This window comes from Aeromonas sp. 600276 (assembly GCF_049175815.1).
GTDB lineage: Bacteria > Pseudomonadota > Gammaproteobacteria > Enterobacterales > Aeromonadaceae > Aeromonas > Aeromonas dhakensis.
Genome location: NZ_JAAKVU010000034.1, coordinates 1 through 20956, shown reverse-complemented (window position 1 = coordinate 20956; position 20956 = coordinate 1). Strand labels below are relative to the sequence as shown.

Sequence of the window (20956 nt, the reverse complement as noted above, 5' to 3'; positions counted from 1 at the left end):
GGAAGTGCGCACTAAAGTAGCGTAAACAAGACACCGGTTTGAGGCCGGTGTCAGGTGATAACTAGATCTGTACATCCCGTTCATTGCTCCTCATAGACCTCCGGGTGTTGTTAGCAGCCCTCGGGGTTGCGGGTTGGGTGTTGCCCCCCTCTTGTTCGCCGAGGTGAGCCCGTTTGTCCAGGCCGCGAGGCAGGATGCCGAGCGAGCGGCGCTGGGCCAGGGGCCAAACCGGAATTGGACGAGCAAGGCTCGGCCCGGTTTGGCGCAAGGACAAGGATGTCCGTAGCGGACTTTGACCGACGCCAGGGATGGCGAAGGTCAAAGCCCATCGGCGCGTGCCGTGGGACAAACGGGTGAACCGAGGGAACCCGACGCAGGAGGGCGAACAAGTGGGGGATAAGACCTTTGGTGTTATTTGCCTAAGAGAGCGGGTCTTTCCAAAGTCACTCGCCCAGCCCCGCAGCGGCGGCGAAACCTCGTCGAGGACGGAGTCCTCGTGTCCTGCGCGGCGAAGCCGTGCTATTCAGACGGCGATATTTAGCCAAGCAAAGACGTTACCGAACCCCTCACCCTAGCCCTCTCCCGCAAGGGGAGAGGGGATGATTACCGCGGACGATTACGCTCCGCTAATCGACCCTACTCGACCCCATTCATTGATCCCAAGCCCTATCCCCCAAGGGGCGAGGGGACGGTTACCGCGGACGATTACGCTTCGCTAATCGACCCTACATGGTGACACCGTGCCAATAGGGCTAGTGACCCCTCACTCTAACCCTCTCCCGCAAGGGGAGAGGGATGGAGCCCCGAAGCTGACGGGGCACCCGTCGAGGGTGCACCCTCGCACCTTGCCGCAGGCGCGGGAGACCGGCTGGTCTGCGCCAAAGACGCTGCCGCCCCTGACTGTCGCCGCCACCTTGCGCCCTTGACCATCCATGAATACTCGGGGCCAACAGAGGCCAATGATCATCTTACGGAACCCGCCTCGGCGGGGCCATCCAAATCCATGAAATTAGTGATGCAACCATCAGAATTAAATGGTTTTTCTCCTTTGCTGCAGAGTGGCAACCGGCGGTTGACCCGTGGCCGGGGTGTGATGGGAGATGAGCCCCGAGCCCCGAGCCCCGAGCCCCGAGCCCCGAGCCCCGAGCTGCGCTGACCGCCGAGTAGATACAGGGGAGAGTGGCAGGCCGAGAGCTGAACCGAGTGGCGAGCCAAGTGAGGGGAATGGCAGCGGAGCGCCACGAATAAAGGTGGTCAGCGACAGGGGCCATCACGATACCGAGCTCGCCCGCTTGAGCGCCACCGTCAAGCTGCCGCAGCCAATGGCTCCGCACGACAGGCTCTGCTTGCTTCGGCAGTGGGCGCTGGTTACCCCTCCGATCGGGTTATCTCTCGTTGGCTGCAAACGGAGCACGTTGCTGGACAATCGAGGGTCGTTCGGCGACAAAGGGCGGCAAAAGCGCAGAGATAGCGCCGCGATGGGGGCGGGCGACGGGTGAAGGGGCTATGGTTTCAGGAATAGACATGCAAGCAGGGAGGTGTGCATGGACAGAATATTGCAGGCGTTGTCGCTGCAAGTGACCGGGGCGCGGGATCTGGAGAGCCTGACCCGCCCGCTGCTGGAGATGCTCGAGGCGGTCACCGGGCTCGAATCCACTTATCTGACCGAAATCGACCTTGGTCACGACACCCAACATATCCGCTATGCCCGCAACGCCGCCGACCTGCAGATCCCCGAGGGGGCTTCGGTGGCCTGGGGCGATACCCTCTGCCGGCGGGCCCTCGACGAAGGGCGTTTCTACACCGACGATGTGGCGCTCTGCTGGGGAGATTCCCAGGCGGCGCAGGCCCTTGGCATTCGCACCTATCTGAGTTGCCCGGTGCGCACCCCCTCCGGCTCCCTCTATGGCACCCTGTGCGCCGCCAGCGCCGAGCACAAGCCGCTGCTGGCGGGCTCGGATCACCTGATCGCCTTCTTCGCCCGGCTCATCGCCGAGCAGGTGGAGCGTGAACAGCTGCTGCAGCAACTGCAGCAGGTCAACAACGAGCTGTCGCGCCAGGCGCTGAGCGACCCGCTGACCGGGCTGCCCAACCGGCGGGCGCTGATGCACGAGCTCAACCGCCTCTTTTCGCTGGCGGAGCGGGTCGAACATCCGCTGTTGATAGGCTTTATCGATCTCGATGGCTTCAAGGCCATCAACGACACCCACGGTCACGATGTGGGAGACCTGCTGTTGCAACGGGTGGCGGCGGCGCTCTCCTGCGTGCTGCGCGGCGGCGATCTGCTGGCGCGGGTGGGGGGCGACGAGTTCGTGGCGGTGGGGATGGGGCCGCAGTGCGGCGACGAGACGCGGGAGGCGGCGGTGCAGGGCTTCCAGCGCCGGCTGTTCGAGGCGAGCCTGGTGTCGCTCGAGCTGCCCACCGGAGTGCTCCATTATGCCGGCGCCAGCGTGGGGGTGGTGGCCACCGATCCGGCCAGCAGCACGGTGGACGAGGCGCTGAGGCTGGCCGATGCCTGCATGTACGAGGTCAAGCGCCAGCGCCGCCGGCCGAGCTGATGCGCAGGTGAGACAGGCAAACAAAAGGGGCCCCGTTGGGCCCCTTCTTCATGCCGCCCCTCAGCGGGCGGGGAAGTACTTGCTCTGGATCTGCTGGAATTCGCTGCTGGCCAGCACCTGGGTCAGGCCGCTCTGGAACTCCTTGACCAGTTCGTCGCTCACCGGGTGGCTGAAGGCGAAGCAGAACTGCTCCGAGCTCAACATCCAGAACACCTTGAACTGGGCGGGATCCAACTGCTGGGAGGCGATCAGATCCAGCATGGTGGTCTTGTTGGTGGAGATGAGATCGACCCGGCCCGAGGTGAGCATCTTGAGCGCCTGGGGCAGGCGGTTGGCCGGCAGGATCTTCTGCTCGTCGAAGCCGTTGTTGAGCAGCAGCTGCTCCCCCACGTCGGCCCGCACCGCCCCTATGTTGTACTGCTGGGCATCTTCCAGCCTGGCTATCTTGACCGGGTTCTTGGCCAGCCCCATCAGCACGATCTCGGCGTAACCGATGGGGCAGGCCCACTTGAACAGAGGATCCCGCGCCTCGGTGCGGGCGGTGGAGAAGAGCACCACGTTGGGTTTCTGGGTCAGCAGGTAGTAGCCCCGCGCCCAGGGCATGATGGTGACGGTCTGCGGCGGGGTGTTGGTCTTCTTCCACACCTGTTGCAGCAGCTCGACGGCGAGCCCGGTGGGGGCGCCCGCCTCGTTGGAGAAGTTGTAGGGTTTGTACTCTTCGCTGAGGTAGTGCAGCTTGCCAAGCTCGGGACTGGCCTGGGCCAGGGTGGCAAACACGAGTGCGGCGAATCCGGTCCATTTTTTCATTTTGGCCATCCTGGTGGGGAGTTGCATCACTCTCAAGTGTTATCAAAGCCGGCCAAATCGCCAGCCGTGGCACGGCTCACGGCATGTATTGGCGCCGCAGGGCCTGATAGTCCGGCGAGGCGAGCGCCTGGTTGAGGGCGCGCTGAAACTGCTTGATCACCCCGTCATCCACCTGGCGGCTGAAGGCGTAGCAGAGCTCTTCGGCATCCAGTACGAAGGCCACCGTGAACTCTTTGGCATCGAGCTGCAGCTCCTTGATGGCGTCGTAGCCCGCCAGCTTGCCGGTAGCCAGCAGATCGGCGCGGCCCGACACCAGCATCTTCAGCCCCTGGCTCAGCCGGTTGGCGGGGATGATGCGGTTCTCGTCCATGCCGCGGTTGAGCAGCAACTGCTCGGAGGCATCGGAGCGCACGGCACTGATGCGGTAGTCGTTGATCTGCTCGACCGTGCTGAGGGTAATGGGGCGACGCTTGTAGGCCAGCAGCACGTACTCGGCGTGGCCGATGGGGCAGGCCCACTTGAACAGGGGATCGCGGGTGTCGGTGCGGGCGGTGGAGAAGAGCACCACGTTGGGTTTCTGGGTGAGCAGGTAGTAACCCCGTGCCCAGGGCAGGATGCGAATGGGCTGGGGGGGCGTCTGGGTGTTTTGCCAGATGCGCTGCAGCAGCTCCACCGCGAGGCCACCGGGCTGGCCGGCGGCATCGGTGAAGTTGTAGGGCGGATACTCCTCGGTCAGGTACTCCAGCTTGCCGAGCTCGGCCTGCGCCGTGCCAAGGCATGACAACAGCAGCAGACAACCGAAAAAAACTCTCCTCATGGGCAATCCTTGGCGTAGCGCGGGCGTTCATCTTGCCCAAGTGTGGGCAAAAAAGCCTGATATTGCCAGCAGTTACCAGCGCGCTCTGGGGTTGCCCAGCGGTTTTAGCTGCTCATCGCGCAGCCCCACCAGCAGGGCCTTGCCGCTCTCCTGCAGGCGAAATTCGCCGTAGCGCGCCGCCTCGTACTGCTCGCCGGTACCCTCCTCGAAGAAGTAGGCGTCGGGGCCGATGCGCCACTGGCCATCGCTTTGGCGCACCTGCAACCGCCGCTCATCCCGGGCCAGCTGATCCGGCTTGCCCCCTTCCACCCAGCTGGCGATCTGCTGCTCGTCGAGGCGGATCACCAGGGTGTCGGCGGGGGCCTCGTCGTGGCGCCGGTTGCCGAGCTGGCGGGCGAGTTCGTAGTTGAGGCGCATGTAATCCCCCTGCATCAGGGAGCGCGGGTCGACCGGGGCGAGGCGCAGCAGCACCACCTCGCCACTGCTCATGGCGTGCTCGTAGCGCCAGACGGTGACATTGATGGCCGCCAGGATGGCGAGACCGGTCAGCAACAGGGCGAGTCGTCTCATGAGGGGCTCCGCGGGCTCAGCCGTTTGAGCAGCTGGCGGGCGCCGAGCAGCAGGGCGCCCGAGCCCAGCAGCAGCCAGGATTTGGTCATCAGGGTCAGCCCCAGATCGTAGTAATAGAGGGAGCCAAAGCCGACCAGCAGCAGGCCGGCCAGGGTCATCAGGCCGACGCTGCCGGCATAGAAGCCGAGTACCAGCACCAGGGCGCCGGCCCCCATGCCGGGGATGAGGGCGCTGAGCAGCACCAGCGGCAGCCCGTACAGCAGCGGCAGTTTCAGCCGGGCCATTAGCCCCAGCAACAGGGCGGCACAGAGCAGCGGGTTGAGCCAGAGCGGCAGGCGGGAGTGGCCGAGCTCGTCGAGCATGCTGGCGCCGCCCTCCCACAGCGGGTGGTGCAGGCGCCCCAGCACCAGCAGGGAGAGTGCCAGCCCCAGGGTGAGGGATTCATAGAGCTGATGGCGCACTGGATCGCGCTCTGCCTGCAGCCAGCAGAGGGCCACCGCCGTCATCACCAGCGGCAGGGCCAGCAGTTGCAGGCCGAGGCAGGCGAGGCCCAGGGTGAGCAGGATGGCGGCGGCGAAGCTGTGGAACAGCCGGATCAGCCAGTGCTCGAACAGGGCGGCGATGGCCAGCGACAGCAGGGCTAGACCGAACCAGAGCGGAGCCGAGTGCAGATCCAGCCGATCGAGCAGGCCGTAGAGCAGCCAGGCGTCGCCGGCCAGCGCCAGCGCCAGCACGAACTGATCCCACAGATCGCTGCGGGTAGCGAAGCGGTTGAGGCAAAAGGCGATGGCCATCAGCACGGCGCCCATCAGCAGGGCGCTGTCGGCATCCCGGGTGAGCTGGGAGAATGACATGAACAGGAAGAACAGCAGGAACAGGGCGGCAATCCAGCCCACCATGCCGAGCAGAAAGCGGCTCGACCAGTGGGGCTGGTCGTCACGGGGGGCATCCCCTTCCACCAGCCGGGCCTGTTGCAGTCGCTGCCAGGGGGTCAGATCACTCATGGGACCTCCGTTGTTGTTGCAGCCAGCGGCTGGCGGCCACCGATAGGCCGATGGCGATGAGGCAGAGCAGCAGGAAGCCGTCGACGTCCGGCTCCATCCATTTGCCGAGCGCGGTCAGCAGCACCACGATGAGGCTCAGGCAGCCCATGGCGAGCCCGGCGATGAACCTGTGGTGCCAGCGCAGGTAGGCGGCCGCCAGCCAGCCGAGCCAGGCCGGCCAGACCCAGGGGGAGGCAGCGTCGAACAGCGCCAGCAGGGTCAGCAGGGTGACGCCGAGCCCGGCAGCCAGCCCCGCCAGCCAGGAGGGCATCAGCCGGTAGTGAGCGGGTACCAGCAGCAGTATGCCCCAGAGGGCGGCGTTGAACAGGGTCAGGCTCCAGCCGAGGGCCTCCTCGTTGAAGGCGAAGAAGAAGTTGAACAGGCCGAGCCGCCAGTAGAGCACCAGCGCCAGCTGACCGAGCAGCCAGCTCAAGGTCCACAGCAGCGGGCTCTGGCCGAGCGCCGCCAGTGGCAGCAGCATCAGCGCCCAGGTGGCGAACAGCTGCCAGGGATCGGCGCCGGTCTGGTAGGTCTGGCCCACCAGTGCCAGCAGGGCGCCGATGTTGAGGGCGATGGCGAGCAGCAGCGCCTGGCGCTGGCTGTCGGCGAGGGGCTTGCGCCACAGCAACAGCAGCATGGCGAGCAGTGGCAGCTCCAGCAGCGCGAGGCGCGAGAGGCGGCCGAGCTCCTGCCAGTTGAAGGCGACGAAGAACACCAGGCCGGCGCCGAGGCACAGGCTGCCAAGCCAGAGCAGCAGCCGATCGAACAGCCACTGCCAGCGGGCGGGGCCGGGGGGCAGCTCGCACCGGGCGAGGGCGGCGGGCAACTGGGCCCGGTCGAGACGCCCGCGTCTGACCCAGTCGAGCAGCGTCTGTCTTGAGGTGAAGTGCATGGGATGCTCCATCAGGTTTGCCGCATTATGCCACGGCCATGGCGCCGGTTGGCAGCCCCCGTCTGCGGGCATGCCGGCCCGATATGCGGGCAGCAAAAAGCCCCGCCAGAGGACGGGGCTTGCGTGCAAAGACACGACACGGGCGCGGGAGTGGCGTAGGCAAGTGCTCACCCTTGCCTCGCCACCTTCTGATCCGGCCGGGTCAGGCGAACAGCAGGGTGCTCACCCCGAGGCCCACGAACAGGATGGCGCAGGCGATGCGGATCCCCTTGAGGGGCAGGCGATCGGCCCCCAGCTTGCCAAGCAGTACCACCGGCACGTTGGCCAGCATCATGCCGAGGGTGGTGCCGGTGATGACCTGAGTCAGGGAGTCATACTTGGCTGCCAGCAGCACGGTGGCGATCTGGGTCTTGTCGCCGATCTCGGCGATGAAGAAGAGCACGAAGGTGGCCATGAAGGGGCCGTATTTGTCGAGCGGGCTCTCCTCGTCGTCCATCTTGTCCGGCACCAGGATCCAGGCGGCCATGGCGATGAAGGCACCGGCCACCAGGTAGGTCATCACCTTGGGGTCGAGCCAGCGGCTGATGAACTCGCCAAGCCAGGCGGCGCCGGCGTGGTTGAGCAGGGTGGCCGCCAGCATGCCGGCGATGATAGGCCAGGGCTTGCGAAAACGACAGATGAGCAACAGCGCCAGCAGCTGGGTCTTGTCGCCGATTTCGGCGATGGCCACGCTGAGGGTTGAGGTTAACAAGGCTTCCATAAAAATGACCGGGGGACGGAATTGTTATACCTGAGACAAGCCTGCGCCATCCGTCCCCGGTATTGGCACTGGCCCGTCAAAGGTCTTGTCAAATCCGCGGCTGGCGTGGATCACCCTGACCATGGTGAGTTGGCACCAAGTATGTTGATCAGGGTCGCGAACCGGTTTGGGGCCGGCTGGCGAGACTACTCCCCCTCGATGGGAGCGGGCATTCTAGGGAAAAAGCGAAAGTGACGCAAGCCGGGCGGCGTCGGGATCAGCCGCCCACCAGCTTGACGCTGAAACCGGCCTTCTCGAGCTCGGCCTTGATCAGATCCCGTTTGTCCCCCTGGATCTCGATCACTCCCTCTTTCAGGCCGCCGCCGGTGCCGCACTTTTTCTTGAGCAGGGTGGCGATGCTCTTTTGCTGTTCGGCCGGCACACCGTGGATGGTGATGACCCCGGCGCCCTTGCGCCCCTTGGTTTCGCGGCGGATGCGCACCACCCCATCGGTGGGGAAGGGGGAGGCGGATTGCGGCTGGCTCTGTTCTTTGATGATGCCGCCGTCCGTGCTGTAAACCAGACGGCTGTTGTTGTCGTGACTCATGGCAGTTATTTGTGGGTTAGCTAAGCGGAGTTTGATTTTACTCAAATAAGCGTTGAAAACACGGATTATAATGCCCCAAGTAAAAGAGAATTATTATTGTTTAACTTCAGGAGTCAGTCATGGTACTCGCGCAGTTGTCACCGGGACAGAGTGCTCGCATCAAGAACATGAATCAATTGACCCGTCCCCTGCGGCGCAAGCTGATGGTGATGGGCTTGCTGCCCCAGACTGAAGTCATCTATTTGCGCGCGGCCCCGCTCGGGGATCCGCTGCAGATCCAGTGTCAGGGGATCTGCCTCTCCATGCAAAAAAGCCTTGCCCAGCAAATCGAGGTCGAGCCGGTATGAACTACTCCCTGGTAACCGTCGGCAACCCCAATAGCGGCAAGACCTCCCTGTTCAACGCCCTGACCGGGGCCCGCCAGCAGGTGGGCAACTGGAGCGGCGTCACCGTCGACAAGAAGATGGGCGAATTCAGTGCCCAGGGCCACGACTACAAACTGATGGACCTGCCCGGCATCTACAGCCTGGCCAACCAGGAGGGGAGCCTGGACGAGCAGATCGCCAGCCGCTTCGTGGAGGGCCAGCAGCCGGATCTGCTGCTCAACGTCATCGACGCCGCCAACCTGGAGCGCTCCCTCTACCTCACGCTGCAACTGCGCGAGCTGGGGCTGCCCATGGTGGTGGTGCTCAACAAGATGGACATCCTGCAAAAGCGGCGCATCACCATCGACGAGCGCAAGCTCGCCAACACCCTCGGCTGCCCGGTGGTGGCCCTCTCGGCCCACAACCGCCAGCAGGTCGCCGCCTTCAAGAACCAGATCCAGCAGTTCATCGGCCAGCCGCAGCCGGCGTTGTTGCTGGACTACGGCAGCGAGCTTGAAAAAGATCTGGTGGAGCTTGAGACCCTGCTCGCCCCGCACCACCTCACCGCCCGCGGCCGCGCCCTGCGCCTACTGGAAGAGGATGCGGTGATGCAGGAGACCCTGCTGCCCGGCCAGCAGGCCGCCGCCGCCAACGTGGTGGCCCGCGCCCACCACGGGCAGGATGTGGACCTGCAACTGGCGGATATCCGCTACGGCCACATCCACCAGTGGGCCGCCCAGGCGTGCCAGCAGAAGGGCAAGCTCACCGCGGCCCAGAGCGAGCGGCTCGATCGGGTGCTGCTCAACCGCTGGTTCGGCATCCCCTTCTTCCTGCTGGTGATGTACCTGATGTTCATGTTCGCCATCAAGGTGGGCAGCGCTTTCATCGACTTCTTCGACATCATGGGCGGCGCCCTGTTTGTCGATGGGGTGCACCACCTGCTGGGGCTGATCCATGCGCCGGACTGGCTGGGGGCCATCCTGGCGGACGGCTTCGGGGTGGGCTTGCAGACCGTCGCCACCTTCATCCCGGTGATCGGCTGCCTCTACCTGTTCCTGGCGGTGCTGGAGAGCTCCGGCTACCTGGCCCGCGCCGCCTTTGTGGTGGATGCCCTGATGCGCCGCCTCGGCCTGCCGGGCAAGGCGTTCGTCCCCATGCTGATGGGCTTTGGCTGCACCGTGCCCTCGGTGATGGCGACCCGCACCCTCAACTCCGAGCGCGAGCGGCTGATGACCTCGGCCATGGCTCCCTTCATGTCGTGCGGTGCCCGTCTGCCGGTCTACGCCCTGTTCGCGGTGGCCTTCTTCCCCGAGTCTGGCCAGAACCTGGTGTTCGGTCTCTACCTCATCGGCATCCTGGTGGCGGTGCTCACCGGCCTGTTGCTGCGCAGCACCCTGCTGCCGGGCAAGAGCGACTCCATGCTGATGGAGATGCCGGACTACGAGTGGCCGCGCCCGGTCAACGTCGGCATCAAGACCTGGCAGAAGCTCAAATCCTTCGTGTTCGGCGCCGGTAAAACCATAGTGCTGGTGGTCGCCGTGCTGAGCGTGCTCAACTCGCTCGGCACCGATGGCAGCTTCGGCCACCAAGACCAAGAAAGCTCGGTGCTGAGCAAAATCAGCCAGGCGGTGACCCCGGTGCTGCACCCCATTGGCGTGCGCGATGACAACTGGCAGGCCACGGTCGGCATCGTCACCGGCATCTTCGCCAAAGAGGCGGTGGTCGGTACCCTCAACAGCCTCTACGCCGGCAGCGGCGATGGGGAAGAGGAGGCGAGCGAGTTCTCCCTGGTAAGCAGCTTCCAGGAGGCGATCGCCGCGGTCGCCACCAATCTGGCCGACATCGACCCGACCGACCCCATGGGGCTGGCGGTGGGCAACCTGGATGACCAGAAAGCCGCCGCCGAGGCGCAGGAGGTGGACGTCTCCACCTACGGCAACATGCAGAGCCACTTCGACGGGGCGGCCGGTGCCTTCGCCTACCTCTTGTTCGTGCTGCTCTACATGCCCTGCGCCGCCGCCATGGGTGCCCTGGTGCGGGAGACCGGCCGCCAGTGGGCCCTGCTGACCGCCGCCTGGTGCAACTACATGGCCTTCATGTGCGCCACCGTCTTCTATCAGCTGGCCACCTTCGCCGCCCACCCCGAGCAGAGCCTGTTCTGGGTGGCGAGCTACGGCCTCTCCCTGCTGCTGCTCTGGTGGCTGGGCCGTCGCCACGGCGACATAGTGGCCCGCAAGGTGGTGGCCCTATGATCCTGCGCGAGCTGGGGGAGTACCTCGCCGTGCAGCAGAAGGCGAGCCGGCGCGAGCTGGCCCGCCACTTCCACACCTCGGAAGATGCGGTGGAGGCCATGCTCGGTGTCTGGATGCGCAAGGGGCGGGTCGCCAAGCGGGAGACTCAGGTGTGCGGCGGCTCCTGCTGCGGCAAGAGTCAGGAGGTGATGTTCGAGTGGTGCGAGCCGGGTCAGATTGGTCTGGTACAGAAGGGCTGAGCCACCGCACCTGCTTGTGTTCGATACCCCACACTCAGATATAAAAAGACCCGCCGCTGGCGGGTCTTTTTATTGGCGCGTGTTCGCCCTGTTCGCTGTGTTCACGTTGGGGGGGCAGATCAGCGCCCCGGCCAGCGCTGACCCACCTCGGCATGGCGATACCAGGCCATCAGCGCCTGCTGGCCCTGGATGTCGTCCACCGCCGGTGACCAGGGGGCGAAGTCCTCTTCCCGGAAAGGAGCATAGGGACCGTGTTTCACCTCGAAGATGACGGCGCCGGGATCCAGAGATAGCACCGCATGCCAGCTGGCGACCGGGGTCTCCAGCACCGAGGTCTCTTCCCCCAGCACGGCGCGAGCAATGACAGTCCCTTCATCATCGAAGTTGAGCACCACGAAGCGGCCCTGCAGCGAGGTGAGCAGCTCCCAGGTCTGCAGGTGGCGATGGGGGCGGATATAGGTACCCGGTTCCATGGCGATGGCCAGGCGCTGGATGGGGTCGGCCAGCTCCTGGTGCAGGTTGTGGTTCATGCGCAGGCGCGGGGAGTGGGCGGCCTCGTCGGCGAGGCTGGCAAGGCGGGCAACATCCAGTTTTTTCATATGCGATTCCATGGTGAGACGAAGGCAGGGCCGAGGGCAGAGTAGCACGCACCAGGGGCGGCCGGACAAGGCGCGAGCGGTAAGCAAATGTAAAAAGGGAGCCGACAGGGCTCCCGCTTGCCGGCGCGGCGGCATCACAATCTGGCCAGCATCTCCTTGGTGACCAGCACTATGCCCTGTTCTGAGCGGTAGAAGCGGCGGGCATCCTCGCTGGCGTTTTCCCCCACCACCAGCCCTTCCGGCAGCTTGCAGCCCTTGTCGATCACCACCCGGCGCAGCCGGCAGCCCGGGCCTATCTCGACCCCGGGGAAGATCACCGCCTGATCCAGGGTGCAGAAGGAGTCGACCCGCACGTTGGTAAACAGCACCGAGCTCACGATGAAGGAGCCGCTGACGATGGTGCCGCCGGCAAACATGGAGTTGATGGTCATGCCGTGCTGGCCGTTTCTGTCCTGCACGAACTTGGCGGGCGGGGTCATGTTCTGGCTGGTCCAGATGGGCCAGTCCTGATCGTAGATGTCGAGCTCGGGGGTGACGGAGGCGAGATCCATGTTGGCCTCCCAGAACGAATCCACCGTGCCCACGTCGCGCCAGTAGGGGCGCTTTTGCGGGCAGCAGCCGACGCAGGACATGCCGAACGGGTGGGCGTAGGCGGTGCCCTCTTGCACCACCCGCGGGATCACGTCCATGCCGAAATCGTGGTGGGAGGCCGGGTTGGCGAGATCCTCTTCCAGCAGCTGGTAGAGGTAGTCCGCCTCGAAGATGTAGATCCCCATGGAGGCGAGCGCGGTATCGGGCTTGCCCGGCATGGCGGGTGGGTTGGCGGGTTTTTCGACGAAGGCGTTGATCTTGCGATCCCCGTCCACCGCCATCACCCCGAAGGCGCTCGCATCCTGGCGCGGCACCTCGATGCAGGCCACCGTGACCCTGGCCCCCATGTTGACGTGATCGAGCAGCATGGCGGCGTAATCCATCTTGTAGATGTGATCCCCCGCCAGCACCACCACATACCTGGGGCCGTGATCGCGAATGATGTCCAGATTCTGGTAGACCGCATCGGCGGTGCCGCGATACCAGGTGACCTCGTCCACCCGTTGCTGGGCGGGCAGCATGTCGATGAACTCGTTCATCTGGTAGCGCAAAAAGGACCAGCCGGACTGCAGGTGGCGCAGCAGGCTGTGGGATTTGTACTGGGTCACCACTCCGACCCGGCGAATGCCGGAGTTGATGCAGTTGGAGAGTACGAAGTCGATGATGCGGAACTTGCCGCCGAAGTGTACTGCCGGTTTCGCCCTGTTGTCCGTCAACTGTTTGAGGCGACTGCCCCGCCCTCCTGCGAGAACCAAGGCCATGGTCTCGTTCAGCAACTGTCTTGACTGTGCTGTATTGGCAGGTTGTAACGACATTTAATACCCCTTTATTGATAGAACTCTTTGATAGTGCCTCCTTTGAAGCCGGTATGAAAGAGCTTTCACTCACACTTCTCGCATGGTTTTTCGGTCAAGTGATGGTTTTGTCATTTTTGGTGACAGATTTTGTCGCAGATGGACCGTTCGTTCACCAGATGTCACTGTCTGCTACGGGCGAGCGAGGAGGGGGGAGGCAGCCGGGATATGCAAACACCCGCCGGGGCGGGTGTTTTCAGGTTCAAGGGGGCAGGTGGGTCAGAACAGATCGTCCTTCTCGTCCTTGGTGGGTTCCAGGCTCCAGCCGGTGGCATCGCTGCTGCTGGCGATCTGGCCCTTCTCCTTCCACAGCTTGATCTTGAGGCGCAGGTTGTTGGCCGAATCGGCGTTCTTCACTGCCTCTTCCTCCTCGATCACTCCTTCCACCACCAGATCGAATAGGGCGCTGTCGAAGGTGACCATGCCGAGGGCCTTGGACTTCTCCATCACCTCCTTGAGGCCGCCAAACTCGCCGCGTTTGACCATGTCGCGGATGGTGTGGGTGCCCAGCATGATCTCCACCGCGGCCCGGCGGCCGCCATCAGTGGTTTTCACCAGCCGCTGGGAGACAAACGCCTTGAGGTTGTTGCCAAGGTCGTTGAGCAGCTGGGGCCGGCGCTCTTCCGGGAAGAAGTTGATGATGCGGTCCAGCGCCTGGTTGGCGTTGTTGGCGTGCAGGGTGGAGATGGCGAGGTGGCCGGTTTCCGAGAAGGCCAGCGCGTGCTCCATGGTTTCGCGATCGCGAATTTCGCCGATAAGGATCACGTCCGGCGCCTGGCGCAGGGTGTTTTTCAGGGCGGCGTGGAAGCTGCGGGTATCCACCCCCACCTCCCGCTGGTTGATGATGCTCTTGCGGTGGCGATGAACGAACTCCACCGGATCCTCGATGGTGATGATGTGGCCGCCGCTGTTGCGGTTGCGATGATCGATGAGGGCGGCTAGGGAGGTCGATTTACCCGAGCCGGTGCCGCCGACGAACAGCACCAGGCCGCGCTTCTCCATGATGGTGTCGAGCAGCACGGTGGGCAGTTTCAAGTCCTCGAAGCGGGGGATCTCGGTCTTGATGTTGCGCGCCACCAGGGAGACTTCGTTGCGCTGCTTGAAGATGTTGATCCGAAAGCGCCCTATCTGGGGCAGGGAGATGGCGAGGTTCATCTCCAGCTCCTTCTCAAACTGCTGCTTCTGCTCACCGTCCATGATGGCGTCGGCTATGCTGGCCACCTCGCCGGGCTCGAGCGGCGTCTCGCTCAAGGGGCGCAGGCCGCCGTTGAACTTGGCACAGGGGGGCGCGCCGGTCGACAGATAGAGGTCTGAGCCGTCCTGCTTGGCCAGGATCTGTAGCATGTCTCGCAATTCCATGTTTTTTGCCTCGTCTATCAAGGAGATGCCTTGCTGGGGATGTTATTGAGTGTACAGCGTCAGGCGCCGGTGAGTTTCTCGCGAAAGACAAAAAAGACTGCGCCCAGGATGCACAGGCCAGCCCACAGGTAATCCCATTTCAGATCCTCTTTCAGATAGAAGATGGAGAAGGGGACGAACACGGTGAGGGTGATCACCTCCTGCAGGATCTTGAGCTGGCCGACGGAGAGCACGGTGTGGCCGATGCGGTTGGCGGGTACCTGCAGCAGGTATTCGAACAGCGCTATTCCCCAGCTCACCAGGGCGGCGATGATCCAGGGTTTGTGATTCATACTCTTGAGGTGGGCGTACCAGGCGAAGGTCATAAAAACGTTGCTGCACAGCAGCAGGCCGATGCTGGTAAAGATAGGGTTCATTAGGTTCTCCTTTAAAATCAATCGCATTTTATCGCCTAACCATGGGTTCTCATAAGTGGGGCGGCAGGGTATTTTTAATCCATCAAGGATGAAGAGACAGAGGGTTGTACGAGATGGGCAAGACAAGCTGGGGTGTGCTTGGTCTGCTGTTTGCCTGCCAGGTGCACGGTGCGCCGACCCTGACGGTAGCCACCGATGTCTGGCCACCGTTTCGAATTGAAATGCCGGACGGTCGGCTGGGCGGACTGGACATGGATATCTTGCAGCAGTTGCAGCGGCGCAGCGGCATCCGCTTCGAAGTGAAGCAGGTCCCCTGGGGGCGGGCGCTCAAACAGATGCAGACCGGTCAGGTGGACCTGATGATCGGGCTGGCCATGACGGCGGAGCGGGCGACTTTCATCGACTATCTGCAGCCGGCCTATTACCAGTGCCGGCCCGCCTTCTATGGCAAGGGGACTGAGGTCTCGACCCTGCGCAGCTATGCCGATCTGCAGGGGCACAGGGTGGGTTACGTGCTCAATTCGGCCTATTTCGAACCGTTCGATTCCGACAGCCGGCTCGACAAGCACGGGGTGCCCACCGAGGAGCAACTGCTGCGCATGGTGCAGCGCGGCCATCTGCCGTTGATGATCGGCACCGACTGCCAGGTGGACTATGCCCTGAGCCGGGGCAAGGAGGCGGGGTTGCGCAAGGCAGCCTACCAGCCATCCCAGCCCGTGGTGCTCTATCTGGGCATGAGCAAGCGCTCCCCCCACCAGGCGCTGCAGCAACCGCTGGCGCTGGCCCTGCAGGAGCTGGTGGCAAGCGGTGACATCGCCACCCTCGCCAAGCCTTACCAGCCTTGACCTTGGGTGGTAACACGCTGTTATCATGACCTTTTCATGCTGATGCCCGGTGGCTGACGCCGCCCGGGCACGGGTCACTCTCACCTTCGGGGAGCCTCTGTGTATCTCTCTTTGCTCGCCCGCCAGCAGCGCTGGCAGCGGCGCTGGTTGCTCGGCCTGCTGCTGCTGACCCTGGCGCTGTTTCTCTTCTCCCTGATCTGGGGCGAATTCCTGCTGTTGCCCTGGCACCCCTTGGGGGAGCTCGAGCAGCGCATTCTGCTGGAGCTGCGTCTGCCGCGCGCCCTGCTGGCCCTGTTGGCGGGGGCGGCGCTCGCCTGCGGCGGCGCCGTGCTGCAGGTGATGCTGCACAACCCGGTGGCCGAACCCGGCCTGCTCGGCGTCTCGAGCGGGGCAGGACTGGCCGCCATGGTGGCGATGGCGGTGGCCAAGGCCCTCGGCGTCTATCTGCCGGGTTGGGGGTTGTCGCTGGCGGCCTTCGGCGGTGCCCTGCTGGTGACCATGCTGCTGATACGGCTGGCGCGCCGGGCCCGGCTCGGCCATGCCAGGCTGCTGCTGTTCGGGGTCGCCATCGGCATCCTCAGCAACGCCGCCATGACCTGGCTGATGTACTTTGCCGATGACGGCTCCTTGCGTGAATTCATGTTCTGGATGATGGGGAGCCTCGCCTATGGCAGCCAGCAATTCGCCTGGTGGTGGCTGCTGTTCCCGCTTGCTCTCGGCTGGCTCGGCTGGCAGGGCAAGGCGCTGCAGCAACTGCTGCTGGGAGAGACCCAGGCCCGTCTGATGGGGCTCGATGTGGACAAGATGCGGGTGCGGCTGGTGCTGGCGGTCTGCCTGCTCACCGGGATGGCGGTGGCACTGTGCGGCGTCATCGGCTTCGTCGGGCTGGTGGTGCCCCATCTGCTGCGCCTGTGTGGCGGCAGCGATCAGCGCTTCCTGCTGCCCGCCTCGGCGCTGGGGGGCGGCGCCCTGCTGCTGGCGGCCGATCTCATCGCCCGCTCCGCCCTGCGAGCGGGGGAGCTGCCCATCGGGGTGATCACCGCCTCGGTCGGTGCCCCGCTCTTCATCTATCTGTTGTTGAGGCAAGATGCCCATGCCAGCACCTGATCACCTCGGGGGCCAGCCTCCCTTGCTGGCTGCCCGCGCCCTCGCCGTCGCCAACCGGCTCGCCCCCCTCGACCTTGCCTGGCAGGGGGGCCAGCTGGTGGCACTGCTCGGCCCCAACGGCAGCGGCAAGTCGACCCTGCTCGGCGCCCTGGCCGGCCTCTTGTCGGGGCAGGGGGAGGTGCGCATCGGTGGCGAGTCGCTGGCGGACTTGAGCTGGCCGGAACTGGCGCAGCGGCGCGCCATGCTGCCTCAGCGCCAACCCCAGCTGTTTCATATCCCGGTGTTTCAGGTGCTGAGCCTGGGGCTCGATGAGGCGCAGCCAGCGGCCAGGCAGAATGAGGCAATCCAGGCGCTGTGTCAGGCGCTGGAGCTGGAAGGCTTGCTGGCGCGGGATTTCAGCCGGCTGTCCGGTGGGGAGCAGCAGCGGGTGCTGATCGCCCGCACCCTGCTGCAGGTGTGGCCGAGCCTCAACCCGGGCGAACGGATACTGCTGCTGGATGAGCCGCTGGCCGGGCTCGATCTGCACCATCAACTGGCGCTGCTGCGGCTGCTCAAGCAGCTGGCCGGGCAGGGGCTGCTGGTGGTGCTCGCCATCCACGACATCAACCTGGCCATCGACTGGGCCGATCGCCTGCTCTGTCTGCAACAGGGCCGGGTGGTACGGGAGGGGGGCGTCGAGCTGGTGGACGAGGCGCTGCTGGCACAGGTATTCCAGATCAAGACCGATCGCATCGAGGCGGGCGGCCGGGTCTGGTTTATGCCCAGTTTGTAGGAGCGGGGCGCGGCCTAGTCGGCCGCCCAAGAAAAAGGGGCCAGTATCGAACATACTGGCCCCTTTGCTTGTTGGCTGTTCAGCCCAGCTTGTGCAGGCGCACCTGGGCGGCCTCGGCCAGCATGGCCAGCAGGGTTTCGGTGTCGCTCCAGGAGAGACAGGCATCGGTGATGCTCTGGCCGAAGGTGACGGCGCAGCCGTTCTCCACATCCTGCCGCCCTTCCACCAGGAAGCTCTCGGCCATGATGCCGGCGATGCCGGTGCGGCCGCGGCGCAGTTGATCGCAGATGTCCTGCGCCACCAGCAGCTGGCGACGGTGATCCTTCATGCTGTTGCCGTGGCTGAAATCCACCACCAGCCGCTCCGGCAGGCCCACATCGGCCAGCGCTTCGCACGCTTCATCGATGCTGGCGGTGTCGTAGTTGGGGCGGTGGCCGCCGCGCAGGATCACGTGGCCATAGGGGTTGCCGGCGGTACGGTAGATGGTCATCTTGCCGTCCTTGTCCGGGGAATAGAAGATGTGGCTGTGACGGGCGGCGCGCACCGCATCGATGGCGATGCGGGTGTTGCCGTCGGTGCCGTTCTTGAAGCCGACCGGGCAGGAGAGGGCGGAGGCCATCTCGCGGTGCACCTGAGATTCGGTGGTGCGCGCGCCGATGGCGCCCCAGGTGATGAGGTCGCTGATGTACTGGCCGGTCACCATGTCGAGGAACTCGGTGGCGGTGGGCATGCCGAGGGCGTTGATGTCCACCAGCAGCTTGCGGGCCAGTTTCAGCCCTTCGTTGACGTCGAAGCTGCCATCGAGGCGCGGATCATTGATGAGGCCTTTCCAGCCGACGATGGTGCGCGGCTTCTCGAAATAGGTGCGCATCACGATGCACAGGCTCTCTTTATACTGCTTGCGCAGGGCATTGAGGCGCAGGGCGTACTCGTGGGCGGCGGCCGGATCGTGAATGGAGCAGGGACCGACGATGACCAGCAGGCGCTGATCCTCACCGGCCAGGATCGCTTCCACTTCGCGGCGGGCATCCAGCAGATTCTGGGCAACGGTGTCGCTTAACGGGAAGGCGTGCGCCAGTTCGCTGGGAGTGATCAGGGACTCCAGGCGACGGGTGCGCAATTCATCGGTGTGAATGGACATACGACTCGATTCTCGAAATGGGTGGCGTGGGCAGTAGCAATGACTGAGTGCCGAAGAGGCAAAGGGATAAAATAAAGCAAAAAACCCCTGATGGAAACCTCGAGGGGCTCTGATAGGATGTGAGCCCCAAAACGATTCCAAATGAGGTAGATAGCGTGGCAAAGCCAGGGGCAACCGGGGTCACCCGCATCATCAATGCAACCGGTTACAGCATGAAGGGGCTCAAGTCAGCCTGGATCAACGAGGCGGCCTTCCGGCAGGAGCTGATGCTGATCCTGCTGCTGATGCCGCTGGCGTTCTGGATCGGCGATACCCTCGATCAAATCTTGCTGCTCATCTGTATCAGCTGGCTGGTGGTGATCGTCGAGGTGCTCAACTCCGCGGTCGAGGCGGTGGTGGATCGCATCGGCTCCGAACATCACGAGCTCTCCGGTCGCGCCAAGGATCTGGGCTCCGCCGCCGTCTTTATCGCGCTGGCCCTGAACGCCCTGGTGTGGGGCGCCCTGGTGGGTCGCAACCTGCTGGGGTGGTGGTAAGCCGGGCCTCATTGTCTGTCGCGTATTTTCCCGTTCTCTTGGCAAGAGGGCAGGATGAGGGCGGTTTCATCTCCCCCCTCGTTCCCAACCCTGCTCCCGCGAGGGGAGAAGGGGACAAAGGCGCCGCGACGCGGATCTGTGCTGAGCATCGCAGCATAAAAAAGCCCGTCATTGCGACGGGCTTTTTGCTGTTCTGAAAAACGGGTCTATCAGTGGAGGATGCGGGCACGGATGGTGCCGCCGATCTCCTTGAGCTTGGCCAGCGCCTTCTCGCTGTGCTCGGTCTCCACGTCGATCACCACGTAGCCGATGTGGCTGCTGGTCTGCAGGTATTGACCGGCGATGTTGATCCCCTCGTCGGCGAAGATCTGGTTGATCTGGTTCATCACGCCGGGCTGGTTGCGGTGAATGTGCAGCAGGCGGCTGGAGCCCTTGTGACCCGGCAGAGAGACTTCAGGGAAGTTGACGGCGGAGAGGGTGGAGCCGTTGTCGGAGTATTTGACCAGCTTGTTGGCCACTTCCAGGCCGATGTTCTCCTGGGCCTCCTGGGTGGAGCCGCCGATGTGCGGGGTCAGGATCACGTTGTCCAGGCCGCGCAGCGGGGTGAGGAACTCCTCGTCGTTGGACTTGGGCTCGACCGGGAAGACGTCGATGGCGGCGCCGGCGAGGTGGCCGCTCTTGATGACGTCGGCCAGAGCATCGATATCCACCACTGTGCCACGGGAGGCGTTGATGAAGATGGCGCCCGGTTTCATCATGCGCAGCTGCTCGGCACCGATGAGATCCTTGGTGGAGGCGGTCTCAGGCACGTGCAGGCTGATGACGTCAGACATGTTGAGCAGCTCGACCATGCTCGGCACCTGGATGGCGTTGCCGAGCGAGAGCTTGTTCTCGATGTCGTAGTAGTAGACCTTCATACCGATGCTCTCGGCGATGATGCCAAGCTGGGTGCCGATGTGGCCGTAGCCGATGATGCCGAGCTTCTTGCCGCGGGCTTCCACCGAACGGTTGGCCAGTTTTTCCCACACTCCGCGATGGCACTTGGCGTTCTTCTCCGGGATGCCGCGCAGCAGCAGCAGGATCTCCCCCAGCACCAGTTCGGCCACCGAGCGGGTGTTGGAGAAGGGGGCGTTGAACACCGGGATGCCGCGCAGGTGGGCGGCATCCAGGGAGACCTGGTTGGTGCCGATGCAGAAACAGCCGATGGCCACCAGCTTGTTGGCGGCATCCAGCACCTTCTCGGTGATCTGGGTGCGCGAGCGCAGCCCTACGAAATGCACGTCACGAATACGCTCGATCAGCTCTTCTTCGGAGAGAGAGGTCTTCAGATACTCCACACTGGTGTAACCTGCGGCACGAAAGGTTTCCACCGTGTTGGGGTGAACCCCCTCCAGCAGCAGCACCTTGATTTTATCCTTGTCCAGTGAAAACTTGGCGGTCATGACGATCCCTCTATGTTTGCAAAAGTGAGTGCAGATATGGTGTGTGAAGAAAACCGTAAAGTAGCAAAAACGTTGGGGAGAGGGAATATTTGTGACGAAAGTCAAATTCTTTGAAGTTTTCAACGATAGTTGTAAACGAGGGTTTGCAACTCATTGAGCAACAAATAAAAACGGCGCCATGGGGCGCCGTCTTTCATTGCGAAGGGATCATGGGTGACCAGATCCTGTCTATCGGAAGTCAGCTGATGATCACGCCGTCCGGGGTGCCGATCACCACCACGTCTGCACCGCGGTGGGCAAACAGACCGTTGGTAACGGTGCCAACCGACTACCATGATGCCGTTGAGCTGCGTTTTGGCAGACAACCTTATTGAGTGATGACCCCGTCGGGAGTACCAATCACCA

The 20956-nt window shown here is 63.8% G+C and carries 21 protein-coding genes; 8 read left to right on the top strand and 13 right to left on the bottom strand.

The window, feature by feature from the left end:
• The first annotated feature begins 1544 nt into the window (after nt 1-1544).
• Entirely contained in the window at nt 1545-2558 is a 1014-nt protein-coding gene (locus tag G5134_RS21020) for a GGDEF domain-containing protein (RefSeq protein WP_065017838.1), read from the top strand.
• 60 nt (nt 2559-2618) lie between these two features.
• On the opposite strand, the gene G5134_RS21015 is transcribed toward G5134_RS21020, so the two are convergent.
• From G5134_RS21015 to G5134_RS20985, 7 genes are all read right to left on the bottom strand, one after another.
• Complete coding sequence (locus tag G5134_RS21015) at nt 2619-3365, bottom strand: substrate-binding periplasmic protein (RefSeq protein ID WP_005302657.1); 747 nt, start codon at nt 3363-3365, stop codon at nt 2619-2621.
• Nucleotides 3366-3441: 76 nt separating this feature from the next.
• On the bottom strand, nt 3442-4182 hold the full coding sequence (locus G5134_RS21010) for a substrate-binding periplasmic protein (RefSeq protein WP_065017837.1): 741 nt from the start codon (nt 4180-4182) through the stop codon (nt 3442-3444).
• Nucleotides 4183-4254: 72 nt separating this feature from the next.
• The gene (locus G5134_RS21005) at nt 4255-4752 is read right to left on the bottom strand and encodes a GDYXXLXY domain-containing protein (RefSeq protein ID WP_019840261.1); all 498 of its coding nucleotides are present in this window, start codon (nt 4750-4752) and stop codon (nt 4255-4257) included.
• A complete protein-coding gene (locus G5134_RS21000; RefSeq protein ID WP_065017836.1) occupies nt 4749-5756 on the bottom strand; it encodes a DUF4401 domain-containing protein in 1008 nt (335 codons plus the stop codon). The genes G5134_RS21005 and G5134_RS21000 overlap by 4 nt, the downstream gene beginning before the upstream one ends.
• Complete coding sequence (locus G5134_RS20995; protein WP_065017835.1) at nt 5749-6687, bottom strand: DUF2157 domain-containing protein; 939 nt, start codon at nt 6685-6687, stop codon at nt 5749-5751. Before G5134_RS20995 ends, G5134_RS21000 begins: the two co-directional genes overlap by 8 nt.
• A 202-nt stretch (nt 6688-6889) precedes the next feature.
• A complete protein-coding gene (locus G5134_RS20990; RefSeq protein WP_010633534.1) occupies nt 6890-7447 on the bottom strand; it encodes a TMEM165/GDT1 family protein in 558 nt (185 codons plus the stop codon).
• Between the two features lie 256 nt (nt 7448-7703).
• Entirely contained in the window at nt 7704-8033 is a 330-nt protein-coding gene (locus G5134_RS20985) for a translation initiation factor (protein ID WP_005302642.1), read from the bottom strand.
• Between the two features lie 119 nt (nt 8034-8152).
• Here G5134_RS20985 and G5134_RS20980 point away from each other — a divergent pair, with 119 nt between their 5' ends.
• The 3 genes from G5134_RS20980 to G5134_RS20970 are packed head-to-tail and all read left to right on the top strand — an operon-like array spanning nt 8153 to nt 10889.
• Nucleotides 8153-8380, top strand: a complete 228-nt coding sequence (locus G5134_RS20980; protein WP_005302641.1) for a FeoA family protein — start codon at nt 8153-8155, stop codon at nt 8378-8380.
• Nucleotides 8377-10650, top strand: coding sequence for a Fe(2+) transporter permease subunit FeoB (gene feoB, locus G5134_RS20975; RefSeq protein WP_065017834.1), 2274 nt, complete (start codon nt 8377-8379; stop codon nt 10648-10650). Before G5134_RS20980 ends, feoB begins: the two co-directional genes overlap by 4 nt.
• Entirely contained in the window at nt 10647-10889 is a 243-nt protein-coding gene (locus G5134_RS20970; protein ID WP_065017833.1) for a FeoC-like transcriptional regulator, read from the top strand. The genes feoB and G5134_RS20970 overlap by 4 nt, the downstream gene beginning before the upstream one ends.
• 119 nt (nt 10890-11008) lie before the next feature.
• Here the strand turns inward: G5134_RS20970 and G5134_RS20965 are convergent, their stop codons facing one another.
• From G5134_RS20965 to G5134_RS20950, 4 genes are all read right to left on the bottom strand, one after another.
• On the bottom strand, nt 11009-11488 hold the full coding sequence (locus tag G5134_RS20965; RefSeq protein WP_065017832.1) for a WbuC family cupin fold metalloprotein: 480 nt from the start codon (nt 11486-11488) through the stop codon (nt 11009-11011).
• 134 nt (nt 11489-11622) lie between these two features.
• Nucleotides 11623-12894 (bottom strand): glucose-1-phosphate adenylyltransferase, encoded by a 1272-nt coding sequence (gene glgC / locus G5134_RS20960; RefSeq protein ID WP_065017831.1) that lies wholly within the window; start codon nt 12892-12894, stop codon nt 11623-11625.
• A gap of 258 nt (nt 12895-13152) precedes the next feature.
• Complete coding sequence (tapW, locus tag G5134_RS20955) at nt 13153-14292, bottom strand: type IVa pilus ATPase TapW (protein ID WP_026141098.1); 1140 nt, start codon at nt 14290-14292, stop codon at nt 13153-13155.
• A gap of 59 nt (nt 14293-14351) precedes the next feature.
• The gene (locus G5134_RS20950) at nt 14352-14708 is read right to left on the bottom strand and encodes a DMT family protein (protein WP_005302630.1); all 357 of its coding nucleotides are present in this window, start codon (nt 14706-14708) and stop codon (nt 14352-14354) included.
• Nucleotides 14709-14821: 113 nt separating this feature from the next.
• On the opposite strand from G5134_RS20950, the gene G5134_RS20945 reads away from it, so the two are divergent.
• From G5134_RS20945 to G5134_RS20935, 3 genes are all read left to right on the top strand, one after another.
• Nucleotides 14822-15553 carry a substrate-binding periplasmic protein gene (locus G5134_RS20945; protein WP_024942579.1) on the top strand — a complete coding sequence of 244 codons (732 nt, stop codon included), beginning with the start codon at nt 14822-14824 and terminating at the stop codon, nt 15551-15553.
• A gap of 99 nt (nt 15554-15652) precedes the next feature.
• Nucleotides 15653-16660, top strand: a complete 1008-nt coding sequence (gene btuC / locus G5134_RS20940) for a vitamin B12 ABC transporter permease BtuC (protein ID WP_042052043.1) — start codon at nt 15653-15655, stop codon at nt 16658-16660.
• Nucleotides 16647-17432 (top strand): ATP-binding cassette domain-containing protein, encoded by a 786-nt coding sequence (locus tag G5134_RS20935; protein ID WP_054544543.1) that lies wholly within the window; start codon nt 16647-16649, stop codon nt 17430-17432. The genes btuC and G5134_RS20935 overlap by 14 nt, the downstream gene beginning before the upstream one ends.
• A 79-nt stretch (nt 17433-17511) precedes the next feature.
• Here G5134_RS20935 and G5134_RS20930 read toward each other — a convergent pair whose 3' ends face one another.
• Entirely contained in the window at nt 17512-18573 is a 1062-nt protein-coding gene (locus tag G5134_RS20930) for a 3-deoxy-7-phosphoheptulonate synthase (RefSeq protein WP_065017830.1), read from the bottom strand.
• A 155-nt stretch (nt 18574-18728) separates the two neighbouring features.
• On the opposite strand from G5134_RS20930, the gene G5134_RS20925 reads away from it, so the two are divergent.
• Nucleotides 18729-19109, top strand: a complete 381-nt coding sequence (locus G5134_RS20925; protein ID WP_005302618.1) for a diacylglycerol kinase — start codon at nt 18729-18731, stop codon at nt 19107-19109.
• A gap of 209 nt (nt 19110-19318) precedes the next feature.
• Here the strand turns inward: G5134_RS20925 and serA are convergent, their stop codons facing one another.
• The gene (gene serA / locus G5134_RS20920; protein ID WP_005302616.1) at nt 19319-20551 is read right to left on the bottom strand and encodes a phosphoglycerate dehydrogenase; all 1233 of its coding nucleotides are present in this window, start codon (nt 20549-20551) and stop codon (nt 19319-19321) included.
• Nucleotides 20552-20956 lie beyond the last annotated feature (405 nt).

Coding starts and splice junctions, on each gene's coding strand:
- G5134_RS21000 (WP_065017836.1), bottom strand. CDS start 5,756: ATGAGTGATCTGACCCCCTGGCAGCGACTGCAACAGGCCCGGCTGGTG.
- G5134_RS20990 (WP_010633534.1), bottom strand. CDS start 7,447: ATGGAAGCCTTGTTAACCTCAACCCTCAGCGTGGCCATCGCCGAAATC.
- G5134_RS21005 (WP_019840261.1), bottom strand. CDS start 4,752: ATGAGACGACTCGCCCTGTTGCTGACCGGTCTCGCCATCCTGGCGGCC.
- G5134_RS20935 (WP_054544543.1), top strand. CDS start 16,647: ATGCCAGCACCTGATCACCTCGGGGGCCAGCCTCCCTTGCTGGCTGCC.
- G5134_RS20930 (WP_065017830.1), bottom strand. CDS start 18,573: ATGTCCATTCACACCGATGAATTGCGCACCCGTCGCCTGGAGTCCCTG.
- serA (WP_005302616.1), bottom strand. CDS start 20,551: ATGACCGCCAAGTTTTCACTGGACAAGGATAAAATCAAGGTGCTGCTG.
- tapW (WP_026141098.1), bottom strand. CDS start 14,292: ATGGAATTGCGAGACATGCTACAGATCCTGGCCAAGCAGGACGGCTCA.
- feoB (WP_065017834.1), top strand. CDS start 8,377: ATGAACTACTCCCTGGTAACCGTCGGCAACCCCAATAGCGGCAAGACC.
- G5134_RS20970 (WP_065017833.1), top strand. CDS start 10,647: ATGATCCTGCGCGAGCTGGGGGAGTACCTCGCCGTGCAGCAGAAGGCG.
- G5134_RS21010 (WP_065017837.1), bottom strand. CDS start 4,182: ATGAGGAGAGTTTTTTTCGGTTGTCTGCTGCTGTTGTCATGCCTTGGC.
- G5134_RS21020 (WP_065017838.1), top strand. CDS start 1,545: ATGGACAGAATATTGCAGGCGTTGTCGCTGCAAGTGACCGGGGCGCGG.
- G5134_RS20950 (WP_005302630.1), bottom strand. CDS start 14,708: ATGAACCCTATCTTTACCAGCATCGGCCTGCTGCTGTGCAGCAACGTT.
- G5134_RS21015 (WP_005302657.1), bottom strand. CDS start 3,365: ATGAAAAAATGGACCGGATTCGCCGCACTCGTGTTTGCCACCCTGGCC.
- G5134_RS20980 (WP_005302641.1), top strand. CDS start 8,153: ATGGTACTCGCGCAGTTGTCACCGGGACAGAGTGCTCGCATCAAGAAC.
- G5134_RS20945 (WP_024942579.1), top strand. CDS start 14,822: ATGGGCAAGACAAGCTGGGGTGTGCTTGGTCTGCTGTTTGCCTGCCAG.
- glgC (WP_065017831.1), bottom strand. CDS start 12,894: ATGTCGTTACAACCTGCCAATACAGCACAGTCAAGACAGTTGCTGAAC.
- G5134_RS20965 (WP_065017832.1), bottom strand. CDS start 11,488: ATGAAAAAACTGGATGTTGCCCGCCTTGCCAGCCTCGCCGACGAGGCC.
- G5134_RS20995 (WP_065017835.1), bottom strand. CDS start 6,687: ATGCACTTCACCTCAAGACAGACGCTGCTCGACTGGGTCAGACGCGGG.
- G5134_RS20985 (WP_005302642.1), bottom strand. CDS start 8,033: ATGAGTCACGACAACAACAGCCGTCTGGTTTACAGCACGGACGGCGGC.